This is a genomic window from uncultured Roseovarius sp., assembly GCF_947259555.1.
In the GTDB taxonomy this organism is placed as follows: domain Bacteria; phylum Pseudomonadota; class Alphaproteobacteria; order Rhodobacterales; family Rhodobacteraceae; genus Roseovarius.
Genome location: NZ_CAMYMD010000101.1, coordinates 55,547 through 70,327, shown reverse-complemented (window position 1 = coordinate 70,327; position 14,781 = coordinate 55,547). Strand labels below are relative to the sequence as shown.

Sequence of the window (14,781 nt, the reverse complement as noted above, 5' to 3'; positions counted from 1 at the left end):
GCAACCCGGTAATGGTAGTCTTCGTCATGTGGCATATCCCTTTCTCTCCAGAGAATTGACGGCGTCTTGAACACCGCCATGATATGCCGCCCCTCAGGGGCCATCACCAACTTTCAGCTATATCTCTGTTCCGCTTGGGCGGCCCTCATTCTGCGCCACCCATGTCTCGCGGTAATAGCCCCCTTCCGGGTGTGGGCAAAGGCCCAGTCGATCAATGAGGATCTTGGCGTTCAATTTCATGGGCTTCAGTCTTGCGCGATTGCAAGACCCTGACAAGGCATGAAGCGGCTCATATCATTTTTCCTTTTTCACGATGGAACAAGTTACCGGACGGTCGCGTTTCGCAGGTGTCGACGATGGTCTGAAACAGACCTGACCGGGGCAGATCCTGTCCTGCCGAACCAAGGAAAGGAGAACCAAGATGAAGTTCTGGATGACATGCGTTGCAGCCATTTCAGTGCTTACACTCGGGGCGTGCGCGAATATGTCCCCCGAGGGGCGCACGGTAGCAGGGGCGGCCGGTGGTGCTGCGGCTGGCTTGCTGACAGCAGAGGTCTTTGATGCGAGTGACGAATGGCGGCTTATCTCGGCACTCGGAGGGGCGGCTGCCGGGACGGTCGTGGCGCAGAACACGCAGAACGGCAATTGTGCCTATGCGCGCGGCGACGGCACCTATTACACGGCTCCCTGCCGCTGATATCGGGACGGATAACAGACACGGGCCGGACTTTGAGAGAGCCCGGCCCGTTTTCCTTGCCGCGACGTTGGGTCAGCGCAGGATCGAGCGGCCTGCGTAAACTGCGGTTTCGCCGAGCATTTCCTCGATCCGGATCAACTGATTGTATTTTGCCAACCGGTCCGAGCGGGCGAGCGAGCCGGTCTTGATCTGCCCGCAATTGGTGGCCACGGCCAGATCGGCGATGGTCGCGTCCTCGGTCTCGCCCGAGCGGTGCGACATGACATTTGTCATGCGCGCGCGATGCGCCATCTCGACCGCTTGCAGCGTTTCCGTGAGCGAGCCGATCTGATTCACCTTGACCAGCATCGAGTTGGCCGCGCCCTTCTCGATCCCCATGGCCAGGCGCGTCGGATTGGTCACGAAGAGATCGTCGCCGACCAGTTGCACGCGGTCTCCGATGGCCTGCGTGAGGGCCACCCAGCCGTCCCAGTCATCCTCTGAACAACCGTCCTCGATCGAGATGATCGGGTAGTCGTTCACCAGGCTTTGCAGGTAGGCCACGTTCTCGTCGCTCGAAAGGCTCAGCCCCTCGCCGGACAGCTCGTATTTGCCGCCCTTGTAATACTCGGTGGCGGCGCAATCGAGCGCGAGGCAGATGTCGTCGCCCGGTGTGTAGCCCGCCTTTTCGATGGATTTCAGGATGAAATCGAGCGCGTCGCGGGTCGAGGACAAGGCCGGGGCAAAGCCGCCCTCGTCGCCGACGCCGGTGGCGAGGCCCGCCGCCGACAGTTCCTTTTTCAGGGTGTGGAACACCTCGGCGCCCATGCGCACCGCATCGCGGATGTCGGATGCGCTGACCGGCATGATCATGAATTCCTGAATGTCGATCGGGTTGTCGGCATGCTCGCCGCCATTGATGATGTTCATCATCGGCACCGGCAGGGTGCGCGCCGAGGTGCCGCCGACGTAGCGATAGAGCGGCTGACCGGAATAATCCGCCGCCGCCTTGGCCACCGCTAGGCTGACGCCGAGGATCGCGTTCGCGCCGAGACGCCCCTTGTTGGGGGTGCCGTCCAGTTCGATCATCGTCATGTCCACGGCGACCTGCTCGGTGGCGTCCATTCCGAGAAGTTCCTCCGCGATCTCGCCGTTGACGCTTGCGCAGGCCTCCAGCACGCCCTTGCCGAGATAGCGCGCGGCGTCGCCGTCGCGCCGCTCCACCGCCTCATACGCGCCGGTCGAGGCCCCCGAGGGCACCGCCGCACGGCCCATGGTGCCATCTTCGAGCGTTACATCCACCTCGACCGTGGGGTTGCCCCGGCTGTCGAGAATTTCGCGGGCGTGGATGTCGATGATGCTGCTCATTGGCGGGGATTCCCTGGATCAAATTGCGTTGACGGTGCCATAGCAAGTTTTCGATGCTTTGCAAACGGAGCCCGCATCAGTGGCTTTGCGGCGCCGGCCCCTACGAGCCTGACGCATGAGCCCCAAGCCCAGGATTGATCCTCATGGCGGTATGGGTCGACAGCACGCACGTCACCGGCGGTCAGCTTGCGGCGCGGCCCGCAACCTTGTCGAGATGAGCGCGCAATTGCTCCGCCTCGTAGCGTGCCTCGCGCAGCCCATCCATCGTCGCGGCGAGTTCGGCTTCTGTCTGGCTGATCTGGTTGGTCAGTTCGGCTTCACGCTGTTGCAGATAGGTGATCGCCTGATCACGGGTCTCTTCCGCCTCGTGCAATTCCTGCGCCATGCGCTCCAGCTCACCCACATCCGAGCCCGGCACACGGATAAACCTGTGCACCAGCCAGTTGGCGAACCATCCCATGCAAAACGCCACGAAAAGGACGATGGCAGTCGCGATGATGAATTCGGTTCTGTTCATTCGGTGCCCTGATCCTGCGTTTCTTGTTCGGTCCCACCGACTTCTTCCACTGGTTTTTCGAGGCTTTCAAGCGCCGTCTGCTCATCAGGCAGAGGTTCGGGCCGGATTAAGCGGAATTCAATACGCCGATTTGTCTCACGCCCCTCTTCGGTACCATTGTCGGCGATGGGCTGGCTTTCGCCGTATCCGACGGCATCAATCGCCGACGTCAGGACGCGTCGCAAGCGCAGCTCATTGAGGACGGCGCGGGCGCGCTCGAGGCTCAGTTGCTGGTTCATTTCCTCGCGTCCCTGACTGTCGGTATGGCCGCCGATCTCCATGCGGATCTCACCACATTGTTTCAGGATCTCGGCAATGTCATCCATGATAGCCGCCCCCTGCCCATCAATCGTGGCCGAGCCGGGCTCAAAGTTGATCTTCCGCGACGCCTGAACCTCGGCGATGCGCGCCTCACACTCATCAGGCGTCGGCATCGCAGCAACCGGATCGAGCGCCTCTTTGTAAGTGACGTCGATCTCATATGTCTCTGAGCCACCCAGCTTTTCGGAGAGAAACTGCGCGATCTCTGTGCTGGCACTCTTGCGTCCGGTATTACCGGCGACGCTGAGGCCCTCTGGAGTGACAGTGACGGCCCCGTTCGACAGGTGCGAGAGCGCCTCGAGCCCGGTCAGAACCCGCAAAGACCAGTCCCGCGGCAACCCATCAGCCACCCGCGCTGTAAGGTGCACGGCATCGGACGAAAACCGCGCCTTTGCAAAACTGCGCACGGTTTCCCGAACCGTCTCGCTGCCCACCCGCCCCCGGATCAGCACTTGACCCTCAGGCGACAGCGTGGCGATAAACTCGGGCGTGACGGGCTGCTCGGTATCGGGTGGCTCGGGCAATGTGGCGGTAAGCGCGAAAACCTCTGGCAGATCCGCCTCGAGTTGACCCGCTATGTCGTCGAAGAGTCCCTGTTCGGTGCCTTCTGCGGCGCGCAACGCGATATCGGCGTCCGACAATGTCACACTGCCCCCGCCCAACTGCGCGAGCGCGGCAATGGACAATTCAGCGGCACGCGCCCAATGCGGGGACGGCACGCCCATGCCGACGACGCAATCGGTCCTTTCTTGCAGGCCGGCCTGTCCGGCGGCGCGCAGTATGCGGTCACGCGCCTCGTCGGTATCGGCCGAACACGCATCGAACCGCGCGCCCGTATCGTCAATCACGAACCGCAACGTAAAGGGGGTCAGAACCGGGCGCGGGGCAGAGATCGCCACGGCGAGCCGCACGTCATCCGGGGCTGTGCGGGCAAGCTCGCCCTCGATCCGGCGCTGCGCCTCGGCGCTATCGACCATCGCGGTTATCTCGACCCGATCAGCACTGACCGAGATTTTGGCGCGCGATAACTTACCCAACGAGCGGACCGCGTAATCAAGCGCATCCGGCCATGTTTCGGGATGAGGATAGTCGGCGGCGTCGAGCAGGTCAGCGACTTTTTCGCCATCGGTTGCCTCGGCGATATCGTCGAGCAATTGGTCGCGGTCGGTGGCGGAGGGTATAAGCCCGATCAGTGAAATGCCATGGTCGTTCCGCAGGATCTCTATGGCAAAACGGGGCGGGGCTATGTCAGCCGCATCTTCGACCAGCATCTGATCGATCACCCGTGCCGCATCGACCACAGTTCCGGCCACGGACAGCGCCTTGAACCGGCTGGCCTCGCTCGGAGCGGTGCCGGCAAGGAAAAGTTGCAAGCCGTTTGTATCGACCTCGGCCCACACCATGCCCTCGGCATCCAGCCTATCCCGTACTGCGTGGCGAGAGCCATCCTCGATCGCGCTGACCGCAAAGCCCGCGGCAACAACCGCAAGGACCGCAGCCCCGGCGAACAGGCCTGCAATTGTGAAGACGGATGATAAACGCATCTGGCATGGGTCGCTGTTGTTGAACCTATCGTTGTCTTTAGGCCCCGTGCAGGCCGAGCGCAATCACAGCAGGAAGGCGACAGCGAAAAATGGCACAGGCAAAAGCCCCGCATCCCGGTTCGAGCGAAACAGCATCAAGAGACGATCGTTATTCTCCAGATCCAGCTTTCGCATTTGCCATTGCATGTGCCAGCCCATGGCCCATGGGCCACACAGCGCGACCAGCAGCGCGGGCAACCCATCAGGCGCAGCCAGAATCACCGCCACCGCCATCAGCGAAACATTGCCCGCCAGAAACCAACGCAACCAGCGCGGGGAATTCTGACCAAAGAGCCGCGCCGTGGATTTCACACCGATGAGCGCATCGTCCTCGGCGTCCTGATGGGCATAGATCGTGTCATAGAAGAGCGTCCAGGCTATCCCGGCCAGATAGAGCACCACTGCCGGGGCCTCCAACCGCCCGCTATGCGCCGTCCAGGCCAGCAGCGCCCCCCAGTTGAACGCGAGACCCAGAAAGATCTGCGGCCACCAGGTGAATCGCTTGGCAAAGGGATAGACCGCCACCGGCACCAGCGACAGCACCCCGAGCGCGATGGCCGCCCAATTGAACGTCAGGAGAATCCCGAAGGCGATGAACGCTTGCGCACACATCCACATCACCGCTCCCCGGACCGTCACCTGCCCCGACGGGATGGGCCGCGATGCGGTGCGCGCGACCGATCCGTCGATATCGCGATCAGTGATGTCGTTCCAGGTGCAGCCCGCCCCGCGCATGAGGAATGCGCCGATGCCGCAGCCCGCAAAGATCCACAGATCATGCCAGCCCGCATGGCTGTCCGACAGCATCGCCAGCGTCAGCCCCCACCAGCAGGGCAACAGCAACAGCCAGGTGCCAATCGGTCGATCCGCGCGCGACAGCCGCAGGTAGGGCCGCGTCACGGCAGGGGCCAGCCGATCCACCCAGTTTCCGCGATAGGCATCGGCCACACGGCCCGCGGCCTCTGGCGTCTGGTTGTCTCCGGTCATATGCTGGCCTCATGAAAACGGCAAAGATCAGGCTTTGTGTAGAGCAGTCCCTGGGGCAAGGGCAAACCATTCCTCTGGCCCGCGATCAGGCGCATTATCTTTTCGGCGTGATGCGCCAGGGGGCGGGCGACGCGGTGCTGCTCTTCAACGGGCGCGACGGCGAATGGCGCGCCGAGGTGGCCGAAGCGGGCAAACGCGGCGGCACGCTCGTCGTGCAGGAACTGACCGCCCCGCAACGCAACCCGCCCGATCTCTGGCTGCTGTTTGCCCCGATCAAGAAGGCGCGCACCGATTTCATCGTCGAGAAGGCCGCCGAGATGGGTGCCGCACGGATCATCCCCGTGCAGACCGATTTCACCAATTCCGAACGCATCCGGCAGGACCGGCTTCAGGCCCATGCCGTCGAGGCGGCGGAACAATGCGGCGGCACGTTTGTGCCCGAAGTGACCGGCCTGCACAAACTCGACACGCTGCTGTCCGACTGGCCCGAAGACCGCCAATTGATGTTCTGCGACGAGGCGCTTGCCGGTGCGGGGTCCCTCCTGCGCGCGGCGGGGGGCGATGCCTGGGCGATCCTGATCGGACCCGAGGGCGGCTTTTCCGACGCTGAACGCACGCGTCTCGCCGCCCTGCCCTTCGCTCAACCGGTCGCACTCGGGCCGCGCATCCTGCGCGCCGATACCGCCGCCGTCGCCGCCCTCACGGTCTGGCAACAGGCGCTTGGAGACTGGGCATGAGCTTTGTCCGTCCCGAGGCACGGGCCGCCCTATGGCGCTGGCGGGAAGTGCTGATCGGGGCGGGGCTCGCCATGCTCGGCCTGTGGTGGGTGATCCGTGCTGTGGGCCTGCTGCACTGGTTGGGCTATGGGGTGCTCGGACTTGCCGCCGCAGTCGTCGTGATCGGGCTACAACGCACGCGGTTTCGCGCGGGCGCTGGCGGGCCGGGCGTGGTTCGCATTGACGAGGGGCAGGTCGCCTATTTCGGCCCGCTGACAGGTGGGGTGGTGGCGATCCGTGATCTGGACGCGCTCACACTCGATCCGACCGGCTCGCCCCCGCATTGGGTGCTGAGCACGACCGACACAACAGACCTGCACATTCCGCTCAATGCCGAAGGCGCGGAGGCGCTGTTCGATGCCTTCGCCACCCTGCCCGGGTTGCGAACAGAACATATGCTCGCACAGATGCGCCGCTTGCCCGATCATCCGACTGTGATCTGGCAGTCCGGGCAAAGCGCTCACTCGCACCTTTGGCTGCATTGACACTTCGCGAGATTGGCGCCAACTGTGGCCTTCGTGAAAATGCCCTGATCAGGAGGCCCGAACATGTCCATCCCTCAATCCGGCGGCGGGCCGATCGAACGCCAGGAGCAGCTGGCCGAGTATCTCGCAACTGGCTGCAAACCCAAGCAAGATTGGCGCATTGGCACCGAACACGAGAAATTCGGCTATTGCAAGGACACGCTCCTGCCCATCCCCTACGAGGGCGAACGCAGCGTGCTGGCCGTGCTCGAAGGGCTGCGCGACGGCCATGGCTGGGCCCCTCTGGAGGAGGGCGGCAAGCTCATCGGGTTGGAAAAGGACGGGGCGAACGTCTCTTTGGAACCCGGCGGACAGCTGGAACTCAGCGGCGCGCCACTGGAGAACATCCACCAGACCTGCGACGAGGTGAACGAACATCTGGCCGATGTGAAGGACATCGCCGACAAGGTCGGCGTCGGCTTCATCGGGCTGGGTGCCGCGCCCATCTGGACGCATGACCAGATGCCGATGATGCCCAAGGGCCGTTACAAGCTGATGGACAGCTACATGCAAAAGGTCGGCACCATGGGTCAGACCATGATGCGCCGCACCTGCACCGTGCAGGTCAATCTCGATTTCGCGACCGAGGCGGACATGGTGCAGAAACTGCGCGTGGCACTGGCCCTGCAACCGGTCGCCACGGCGCTCTTCGCCAATTCGCCGTTTCTGGAGGGCAAGCCCAACGGCCACAAGTCATGGCGCGCCCGGGTTTGGCGCGATCTCGATGCCGACCGCACCGGCATGTTGCCGTTTGTCTTTGAGCAGGGGTTCGGGTTTGAGCAATACGCCGATTACGCGCTCGATGTGCCGATGTATTTCGTCTATCGCGACGGGCAGTATATCGACGCTTTGGGCCAGTCCTTCCGCGATTTCCTGAAGGGCGAGTTGCCCGCCCTGCCCGGCGAGAAACCGACGCTCAGCGATTGGGCCGATCACCTGACCACCATCTTCCCCGAGGCACGGATCAAGAAATTCATGGAGATGCGCGGTGCCGATGGCGGGCCGTGGCGCAGGCTCTGCGCGCTGCCCGCGTTCTGGGTCGGGCTGATGTATGACCAATCCGCACTCGACGCCGCATGGGACATCGCCAAGGGCTGGGACGCAGAGACCCGCGAGGGGCTGCGCATTGCTGCCAGCGTTGACGGGCTTCAGGCAAAGGTGAACGGGGTCGACATGCACGCTCTGGCACGCGAGGTGCTCGACATCTCGGAATCCGGCCTCAAGGCGCGCGGCTACGCAGGCGGCGGCGGCATGATCCCTGACGAGACCCATTTCCTCAACACGCTGCGCGAAAGCGTCGAGACGGGCAAGACCCCCGCCGACGAGTTGCTGGAGCACTATCACGGCGACTGGCAGGGCGACCTGAGCCGCATCTACGCCGAATTCAGCTACTGACAGCCAATCAAGCCGGAAGCGGATTGCGCATGCGCGTGCGGATCAGGATCAGCACCATGATCCCGATATTCAGGAAGTTCCATGCGATGCCGTTGAGAAACGCCATGTAATAGCTGCCCGTCAGGTCGTAAATCCAGCCCGACATCCAGCCGCCAAGCGCCATGCCGGCGATTGTCGCCATCATGACAAACCCGACGCGCCGCCCGGCCTCGGCGCTTGGCATGTACTCGCGCACGATCACGGCATAACTCGGCACGATACCGCCCTGCGCCAGCCCGAACACGAGGCTGACCACATAAAGCGAGGTCAACCCACCCGACGGCAGATAGAGAAAGAGCGCAAGGCATTGCAGCGCCGACCCAATAAGCAGCGTCCGAACACCGCCCAAGCGGTCGGCCAGCAGCCCTGAAACCAAACGCGAGCCAACCCCGCCCAAGAGCATCAAAGACAGCATCTGAGAGCCTACAGCAGGACCATAGCCAAGATCGACGCAATAGCTCACGATATGGACCTGAGGCATCGACATGGCCACACAGCACCCAACCCCGGCCAGCCCTAGCAAAAGCGCCAAGGTCCGTGGTGAAAGGCCGGTGCTGCCCGCACGCGCGAGCGACAGGCTATCGGCATGAGCGCGTGCCGCGAGCGGCAAGCGCCGCCGCAGCAAGAGGGCCAGCGGAATCACACTCGCAACCGTAACGATGGCCAGCACCAGATAAACCGCCCGCCATCCCTGGCTGGACAGTATCCCAGCAAGGATAACGGGCCAGATCGCGCCGGAGAGATAATTGCCGCTCGCCGTGATCGCCACGGCGATGCCGCGCCGTTTGAGAAACCAGAGCGAGACATCGGCAATGAGCGGACCAAAGCTCGCCGCCGTTCCGAAGCCCACGAGAAATTGCATACCGGAGAGGATAGGCACCGACGGGCTGAGCGACGCAAGCGCCGTCGAGATACCGATAAGCAAGGCCGCGCCGATCAGCGCGGCAGTTACACCGAACCGGTCCACCACCCGCCCGATCACCAGATTGCCAAGCGCAAAGCCAACCATGGTGAGCGTATAGGGCATGGAGGCCGTCGCCCTGTCGACGGCGAATTCGGCTTGTATCGCCGGCATGACCACAATGATCGACCACATCCCTACATTGCCAACCATCGCGATCGCGAGCGAAACGCACAGGCGCATCCAAGCATAGCGACTGTCGAGAAGGGTGACATCGGCATTCATGGCCGCGACGTTACGGCGAGTTCCAGAGCCTGACCAGAGGAAAATGGGCCATGAGAGGCGGCTGTCCCTGACCCCACAGGAGTATTTTCGGAACCGTGAAACCGCCGTGCAACAGTGCGGGCATCAGCCGTTTAAAAAGCTGGAGAACGGGATGTAGCGCACCGGATCGCCAGGGTGGATAGTTGCAGGCCCATCAGGCAACTCGACCAATCCTTCGGCCCAGCTGAGACCGCTGATCCGGCCCGAGCCCTCGGACGCGAACACCTCGGCGCGCCCGTCGCGCAGCCGCGCACGTAAATACTCCCGGCGACCGGGCTTCTTGGATTTCGCAAAACCGGCGGGAATGTCGAAGCCCTGCGGCGATGACCAGCCGGCCCCGGACAGGAGCCGCAACGCGGGCCGCGCAAAAATCAGCGCGCAAACAAGTGCCGCAACCGGGTTGCCCGGCAAGCCAAAGACCGGCACACCGCGCCATAGACCCAAGGCCAGTGGGCGGCCCGGCTTGAGGGCGATGCGCCACTCGGTCATGACACCTGCCTCGGTCAGCAAGGCTGAAACGTGATCCTCGTCACCCGAAGAGGCCCCACCAGAGGTAAGGATCGCGTCTGAATTCGCCGCGGCGCGGTCGAGCGCGGCACGCAGCGAGGCCCGGTCATCGGCGACTCGCCCGATATCGAGCGCGGCATATCCCATCTGCTGAAGCAACCCTGTCAGCATGGGTCGATTGGCATCGTAAATCTGGCCCGCCTTAGCCGGCTGTCCGGCCTCGACCAACTCGTCTCCAGTTGAGATGACGGCGACACGCAACTGGTCATGGACGGTCAGATCGGCCAGCCCCACGGCGGCGCAAAGCGCCAGATCGGCAGGGGTGACGACGCGGCCCGGCTCAAGCACCGTCGCACCCACCGAGACATCCTCTCCCGCACGACGGGTATTGGCACCGCCCTTGAGCCCCGCGCGAAAGGCGATACGGCCCTCTTGCCCTCTGGTGTCCCGCGTCACATCTTCTTGCAGGATCACCGTATCGACACCCTCGGGCAAGGCCGCGCCGGTCAGCACGCGGATGGCGTACCCCGCCGGAACATGGCCGGGATAGGGCGCACCCGCTGCCGCGCGGCCCGCAACCAGAGGCAATATCTGGTCGCCTTCGCCAAGGCTGGCATGCGCGAAACCATAGCCATCGACCGCCGTATTCGCCTCTGGCGGATTGGCCCGCGTGGCCGCGACGGGCGCGGCCAGAACCCGGCCCAACGCCTGCTCAAGTGGCACGCGCGCCTGCCCGACCACCGGCTGGAGCCGGTCTTGCAACAGGCGAAGCGCCTCATCGACAGGTGTCCAGTCAACACCGGCTGGCAGCGCGAAACAGTCATCTCGCAATGGTGGTGGCTTGAGCGGGTCGCGCGCGGCGCACATCAGTTCATTCTCCTGTTCCAATCCGAGAATCCAGCCTTCCTCAGGCGCGTCAACTTCCAGCATGGCGGCAAGGCTTTCAGGGTTCAAGCGATCAAGCGCACGGGCCATCAGTCGGACCTGATGAGCGTCGCGAATACCGCCGGCCGCCTCTTGCTCTTTCACCACCGGATTGATCAGGCCCGGCCAGATCTCTGCAAATACCACCGGGCATGTCAGCGCCTCAAAGGGCCAGACCGCGACATCGGAGCCGAACCGCACCCGCAGCCGGTGCAGCACCGGCAAGCCCATCAACACCTGAGAGCCGACCGCGCCGGCACCAGCAAGCTGCCAGCAGGTAAAGGAACCGGGTGCCTGGTCCTCGGCAACACGCTTGTCCGCAAACGGGTTGGCATAGCCTGCCTTGGTCCGTGGTAAACCGGGCACATCGTGTTTGGGCCGGGCGTTTCCCCAGAACGGGCCCTTGCCCCCGCTGAGCATCCGATTGATGCGGCCCGCGACCTCAAACCGCGTGTTGGCGTCTGGGGAATCGTCAATACGCGCGGCAAGCCATGACCAGATTGCAAACGGGTCGGCCAAGCCCGTCAACGCCTGCGCAAACCCATTTGGAAACCCAAACGGAAAATCAAAGCCGATGAGCAGACGGCGGCCAGCGGCGCGCTCGGCCTCGATCAGGGCGGCGAGCGTCGCTTCTGCACAAATCCGGTTGCGCAGGTACACCGGCGGTTCTTCAACACCGCCGCGGACGAGCCCAAGCCAGATGGCATCCTTCCGCTCGCGGGCGCCAGTATCGTTGCCACCCGACCAATCAACCATGGCAAAGCTGTCAAACGCGATCAAAGCCCGACGTCTTTGAGGATGAACTCCGCGATGGCCGCGGTATCGTCGAGCTCAAAGAGCACCCGGTCTATGGTCAGAGGCGTGTCGCTCGCGACTGCGCGAATGGTGGGGTCGCCCTCGGCGATCAGCGGGTTCCCGGCCTCGGCGCGAAATGCTTCGATCTTGGGGTGGCGGTCGCGCTTGTATCCTTCAACGAGCACAAGATCGACCGGTGAGAGCCTTTGCAGAAGGTCCTCAAGCGGCGGCTCGTCACCCGCGCGCAATTCGTGCATGAGCGCAAAGCGGTTGCGCGAAGCCAGCAACACCTCGGTCGCGCCGGCAACTCGGTGGCGGTGGCTGTCCTTGCCCGGATGATCAACGTCAAAGGTATGGTGGGCATGCTTTACGGTCGAAACACTGAATCCGCGCCCAGTGATCTCAGCCACGAGGCGCTCCATCAGACCGGTCTTGCCCGCGTTCTTCCAGCCGGTGACGCCGTAAATTCTCATGTCTGCACTCTCCTGCGCGCCGTAGCGAGATCCTCGGGCGTATTGACGTTGAAAAAGGGATCAAGGGCGTCGTCGAACACGGCCTCGCGTCCGGCGTGCTTTTCGGTCCAGATCACCACCTTGCGCAGCCCATCCGAAAGGGCCGAGCGCAAGTCGTGCCGCAGCGCCGTCGGCCACAGGCCGAAGGTGGGATGCCTGATAAGACCGCTGCCACTCATCGAACGGGTCTCGGTTTGGCCGCGTGGGGTGGCCGCGAGAACGAGAGGATGCGCCATCTCGTTGGCCACCTCGGTCAGATGTCCGACCAGATCGGGCGGAAAGAACGGAGTGTCGGCCGCGACGGTAACGACGGTTTCAGCGCCCTGCTCCGCCGCCCAATCGAGGCCGGCCAGAACCCCAACCAAAGGCCCGGCGAAACCAGCAATGGGATCGGCCAGAACTGGCAGGTTGAAGTCGTCGAATCGTGCGGGATCGCCGTTGGCATTTAGCGCCATCGCCCCGACCTGCGGCGCAAAGCGCTCGATCACATGCGCTAGGATAGGGCGATCATCCAGGATCAACAGCCCCTTGTCGCCGCCGCCCATGCGGGTCGCCTGACCACCAGCGAGGATGACACCGAGGGAGAGCGTCATGTCCCTGCCCCTTTTCGGCGGTGTTTCTTGTCTTCCTCTCCCACGCTGTCGGGGTCCATGTCACGCATCAACCTGTCGTCGCCTGCGAGACATACAAAGCGCTTGCCGCGCATCCGGCCAATCAGTGTCAGACCCACCTGGCGCGCGATATCAACGCCCCAGGCGGTGAATCCGGAACGCGACGCCAGAACCGGAATCCCCATCATTGCGGTCTTGATCACCATCTCAGACGTGAGCCGTCCGGTCGTATAAAGCGTCTTGTCGTCGGCGCTCACGCCCTCGCTGAACATCCAGCCCGCTATCTTGTCGACCGCGTTATGGCGACCAACGTCCTCCATGTAGACCAGCGGTTGCGCACCCTTGCAAAGCACAGTGCCATGAATGGCCCCCGCTTCAAGATAAAGCGAGGGCGTGCGGTTGATCATGTTGGCAAGCGTGTAAAGATCTGAGGTCTTGACCGTCACAGCCGGCAGGGTCACACCTTCCAACCCTTCCATCATGTCACCAAAAACAGTCCCCACGGCACAGCCCGAGGTACGCGTCTTTTTCTTTAGCTTTTCCTCGTAGTTGGTCTGCCCGTCGGTACGCACGACAACGGTTTCCAACTCCTCATCGAAATCGACGCCCAACACCGTCTCGTCTTTGCCCAACATGCCCTGATTGCGCAGAAAACCGATCGCCAGATATTCTGGATAATCGCCAATGGTCATTGCGGTCACGATCTCCTGCCCATTGAGAAAAATCGTCAGCGGGCGTTCCTCGACAACCGAGATATCGGCGCGATTGCCGTCGTGATCCGTCCCTTCGACCGCACGAGTCAGACGGGGTGCGGACGGGTCCGGTGCGATAATATAGGATGACTGGTGGTCACGCGTGGCCAATTGCATCTCCTCCTTGCATTGGATAGGCGGTGTCAAAGCACGGGGGCAACTTAGGGGCAAGCGGTGCCGAGGCAAACCAGTAAATCGACCTATTGGCAAGGCGTGCGCGATGGCGCGCCGTTTGTTCTGGTGATCGTGCCATTCTCGCTGCTGTTTGGCGTTGTGGCTACGGAGGCCGGCCTGAATGTATTGGAAACACTCAGCTTTTCAGTGCTGGTGATTGCCGGGGCGGCACAGTTCACGGCGCTTCAATTGCTCTCTGATGGCGCACCGACGGCGATCGCACTGATTTCGGCACTTGCGGTCAATCTTCGCATGGCGATGTATTCGGCCTCGCTCACGCCCTATATCGGAGGCGCCACGCTCGGGCAGCGGGCGCTCGCGGCCTATTTCACGGTGGATCAGAGCTATGCCTGCGCCATCGTGGCCTATGAGCAAAACCCGAGCTGGAGCATTGCGCAGAGGCTGGCCTATTTCTTTGGTGTGGTTACACCAATCTGCCCGCTTTGGTACGTGTTTACTCTGGTCGGTGCACTGGTCGGCACGTCGATCCCCGAGGAGCTGGCGCTGGATTTTGCGCTGCCGATTACGTTTCTTGCAATGATTGCTCCGATGCTGCGCACGCCCGCTCATCTTGCGGCCGCGTTGGTGTCGGTAATCTTTGCGCTGGTCTTCGCAGTCCTGCCCTATAATCTCGGGCTTCTCCTGGCCGGGGTCGCCGGCATGATGACCGGTGCACAGCTCGAGGTCATTCTTGAACGGCGCAAGGAGGCGCGGATGTCATGATCGACAAGACAAGCCTCTGGACCGTGATCATCTTGCTGGGCCTCGGCAGCTTCGGGCTGCGCTTTGTCTTTACCGGGCTGATCGGTGACAGACCGTTGCCGCCCTGGCTGCTCAGGCACTTGCGTTATACGGCGGTCGCGGTCCTGCCGGGACTGGTGGCGCCGCTGGTGGTATGGCCTGCCGCCACGAATGGCGCACTGGATGCGCCCCGCATGACAGCGGCACTCGTGACACTTGCCGCAGGTTACTTTTTGCGCAACGTGATCGTCGCGATTTTGCTCGGAGCGATCACACTCTATGTCGGTCTGGCGCTGATCGGGCAGATCTGAGCCA

General features: G+C 62.9%; 15 protein-coding genes and 1 pseudogene. 6 read left to right on the top strand and 10 right to left on the bottom strand.

The genetic code is table 11. The features are described from left to right. Positions 1-120 precede the first annotated feature (120 nt). Positions 121-234 (bottom strand): annotated as a pseudogene (locus tag Q0X85_RS17340) (cupin domain-containing protein); the annotation flags it as partial. A 187-nt stretch (positions 235-421) separates the two neighbouring features. On the opposite strand from Q0X85_RS17340, the gene Q0X85_RS17335 reads away from it, so the two are divergent. Beyond that, positions 422-697: a glycine zipper 2TM domain-containing protein gene (locus Q0X85_RS17335; RefSeq protein WP_297774088.1), complete on the top strand. Its 276-nt coding sequence runs from the start codon at positions 422-424 to the stop codon at positions 695-697. Positions 698-769: 72 nt separating this feature from the next. Here Q0X85_RS17335 and eno read toward each other — a convergent pair whose 3' ends face one another. From eno to ubiA, 4 genes are all read right to left on the bottom strand, one after another. Further along, positions 770-2,044, bottom strand: a complete 1,275-nt coding sequence (gene eno, locus Q0X85_RS17330; RefSeq protein ID WP_297774086.1) for a phosphopyruvate hydratase — start codon at positions 2,042-2,044, stop codon at positions 770-772. A 181-nt stretch (positions 2,045-2,225) separates the two neighbouring features. Beyond that, positions 2,226-2,561 carry a hypothetical protein gene (locus Q0X85_RS17325; protein WP_297774085.1) on the bottom strand — a complete coding sequence of 112 codons (336 nt, stop codon included), beginning with the start codon at positions 2,559-2,561 and terminating at the stop codon, positions 2,226-2,228. After that, positions 2,558-4,465 carry an OmpA family protein gene (locus tag Q0X85_RS17320; RefSeq protein ID WP_297774082.1) on the bottom strand — a complete coding sequence of 636 codons (1,908 nt, stop codon included), beginning with the start codon at positions 4,463-4,465 and terminating at the stop codon, positions 2,558-2,560. Before Q0X85_RS17320 ends, Q0X85_RS17325 begins: the two co-directional genes overlap by 4 nt. Before the next feature lie 63 nt (positions 4,466-4,528). Next, positions 4,529-5,491, bottom strand: coding sequence for a 4-hydroxybenzoate octaprenyltransferase (gene ubiA / locus Q0X85_RS17315; RefSeq protein WP_297774080.1), 963 nt, complete (start codon positions 5,489-5,491; stop codon positions 4,529-4,531). A gap of 11 nt (positions 5,492-5,502) precedes the next feature. On the opposite strand from ubiA, the gene Q0X85_RS17310 reads away from it, so the two are divergent. The 3 genes from Q0X85_RS17310 to Q0X85_RS17300 all read left to right on the top strand — a co-directional run bounded on the left by Q0X85_RS17310 (position 5,503) and on the right by Q0X85_RS17300 (position 8,186). After that, positions 5,503-6,228 (top strand): 16S rRNA (uracil(1498)-N(3))-methyltransferase, encoded by a 726-nt coding sequence (locus tag Q0X85_RS17310; RefSeq protein WP_297774078.1) that lies wholly within the window; start codon positions 5,503-5,505, stop codon positions 6,226-6,228. Next, positions 6,225-6,752 (top strand): hypothetical protein, encoded by a 528-nt coding sequence (locus tag Q0X85_RS17305; RefSeq protein WP_297774077.1) that lies wholly within the window; start codon positions 6,225-6,227, stop codon positions 6,750-6,752. The genes Q0X85_RS17310 and Q0X85_RS17305 overlap by 4 nt, the downstream gene beginning before the upstream one ends. 63 nt (positions 6,753-6,815) lie before the next feature. Beyond that, the gene (locus tag Q0X85_RS17300) at positions 6,816-8,186 is read left to right on the top strand and encodes a glutamate--cysteine ligase (RefSeq protein ID WP_297774075.1); all 1,371 of its coding nucleotides are present in this window, start codon (positions 6,816-6,818) and stop codon (positions 8,184-8,186) included. 7 nt (positions 8,187-8,193) lie between these two features. Here Q0X85_RS17300 and Q0X85_RS17295 read toward each other — a convergent pair whose 3' ends face one another. The 5 genes from Q0X85_RS17295 to fdhD all read right to left on the bottom strand — a co-directional run bounded on the left by Q0X85_RS17295 (position 8,194) and on the right by fdhD (position 13,668). Next, positions 8,194-9,411, bottom strand: coding sequence for an MFS transporter (locus Q0X85_RS17295; protein ID WP_297774073.1), 1,218 nt, complete (start codon positions 9,409-9,411; stop codon positions 8,194-8,196). Between the two features lie 123 nt (positions 9,412-9,534). After that, positions 9,535-11,637 carry a gephyrin-like molybdotransferase Glp gene (glp, locus tag Q0X85_RS17290; protein WP_297774072.1) on the bottom strand — a complete coding sequence of 701 codons (2,103 nt, stop codon included), beginning with the start codon at positions 11,635-11,637 and terminating at the stop codon, positions 9,535-9,537. A 20-nt stretch (positions 11,638-11,657) separates the two neighbouring features. Continuing rightward, complete coding sequence (gene mobB / locus Q0X85_RS17285) at positions 11,658-12,149, bottom strand: molybdopterin-guanine dinucleotide biosynthesis protein B (protein WP_297774070.1); 492 nt, start codon at positions 12,147-12,149, stop codon at positions 11,658-11,660. After that, a complete protein-coding gene (gene mobA, locus Q0X85_RS17280; RefSeq protein WP_297774069.1) occupies positions 12,146-12,781 on the bottom strand; it encodes a molybdenum cofactor guanylyltransferase MobA in 636 nt (211 codons plus the stop codon). Before mobA ends, mobB begins: the two co-directional genes overlap by 4 nt. Then, positions 12,778-13,668, bottom strand: a complete 891-nt coding sequence (gene fdhD / locus Q0X85_RS17275) for a formate dehydrogenase accessory sulfurtransferase FdhD (RefSeq protein WP_297774068.1) — start codon at positions 13,666-13,668, stop codon at positions 12,778-12,780. The genes mobA and fdhD overlap by 4 nt, the downstream gene beginning before the upstream one ends. A 57-nt stretch (positions 13,669-13,725) precedes the next feature. On the opposite strand from fdhD, the gene Q0X85_RS17270 reads away from it, so the two are divergent. Then, on the top strand, positions 13,726-14,448 hold the full coding sequence (locus Q0X85_RS17270) for an AzlC family ABC transporter permease (protein ID WP_297774064.1): 723 nt from the start codon (positions 13,726-13,728) through the stop codon (positions 14,446-14,448). After that, a complete protein-coding gene (locus Q0X85_RS17265; RefSeq protein WP_297774062.1) occupies positions 14,445-14,777 on the top strand; it encodes an AzlD domain-containing protein in 333 nt (110 codons plus the stop codon). The genes Q0X85_RS17270 and Q0X85_RS17265 overlap by 4 nt, the downstream gene beginning before the upstream one ends. Positions 14,778-14,781 lie beyond the last annotated feature (4 nt).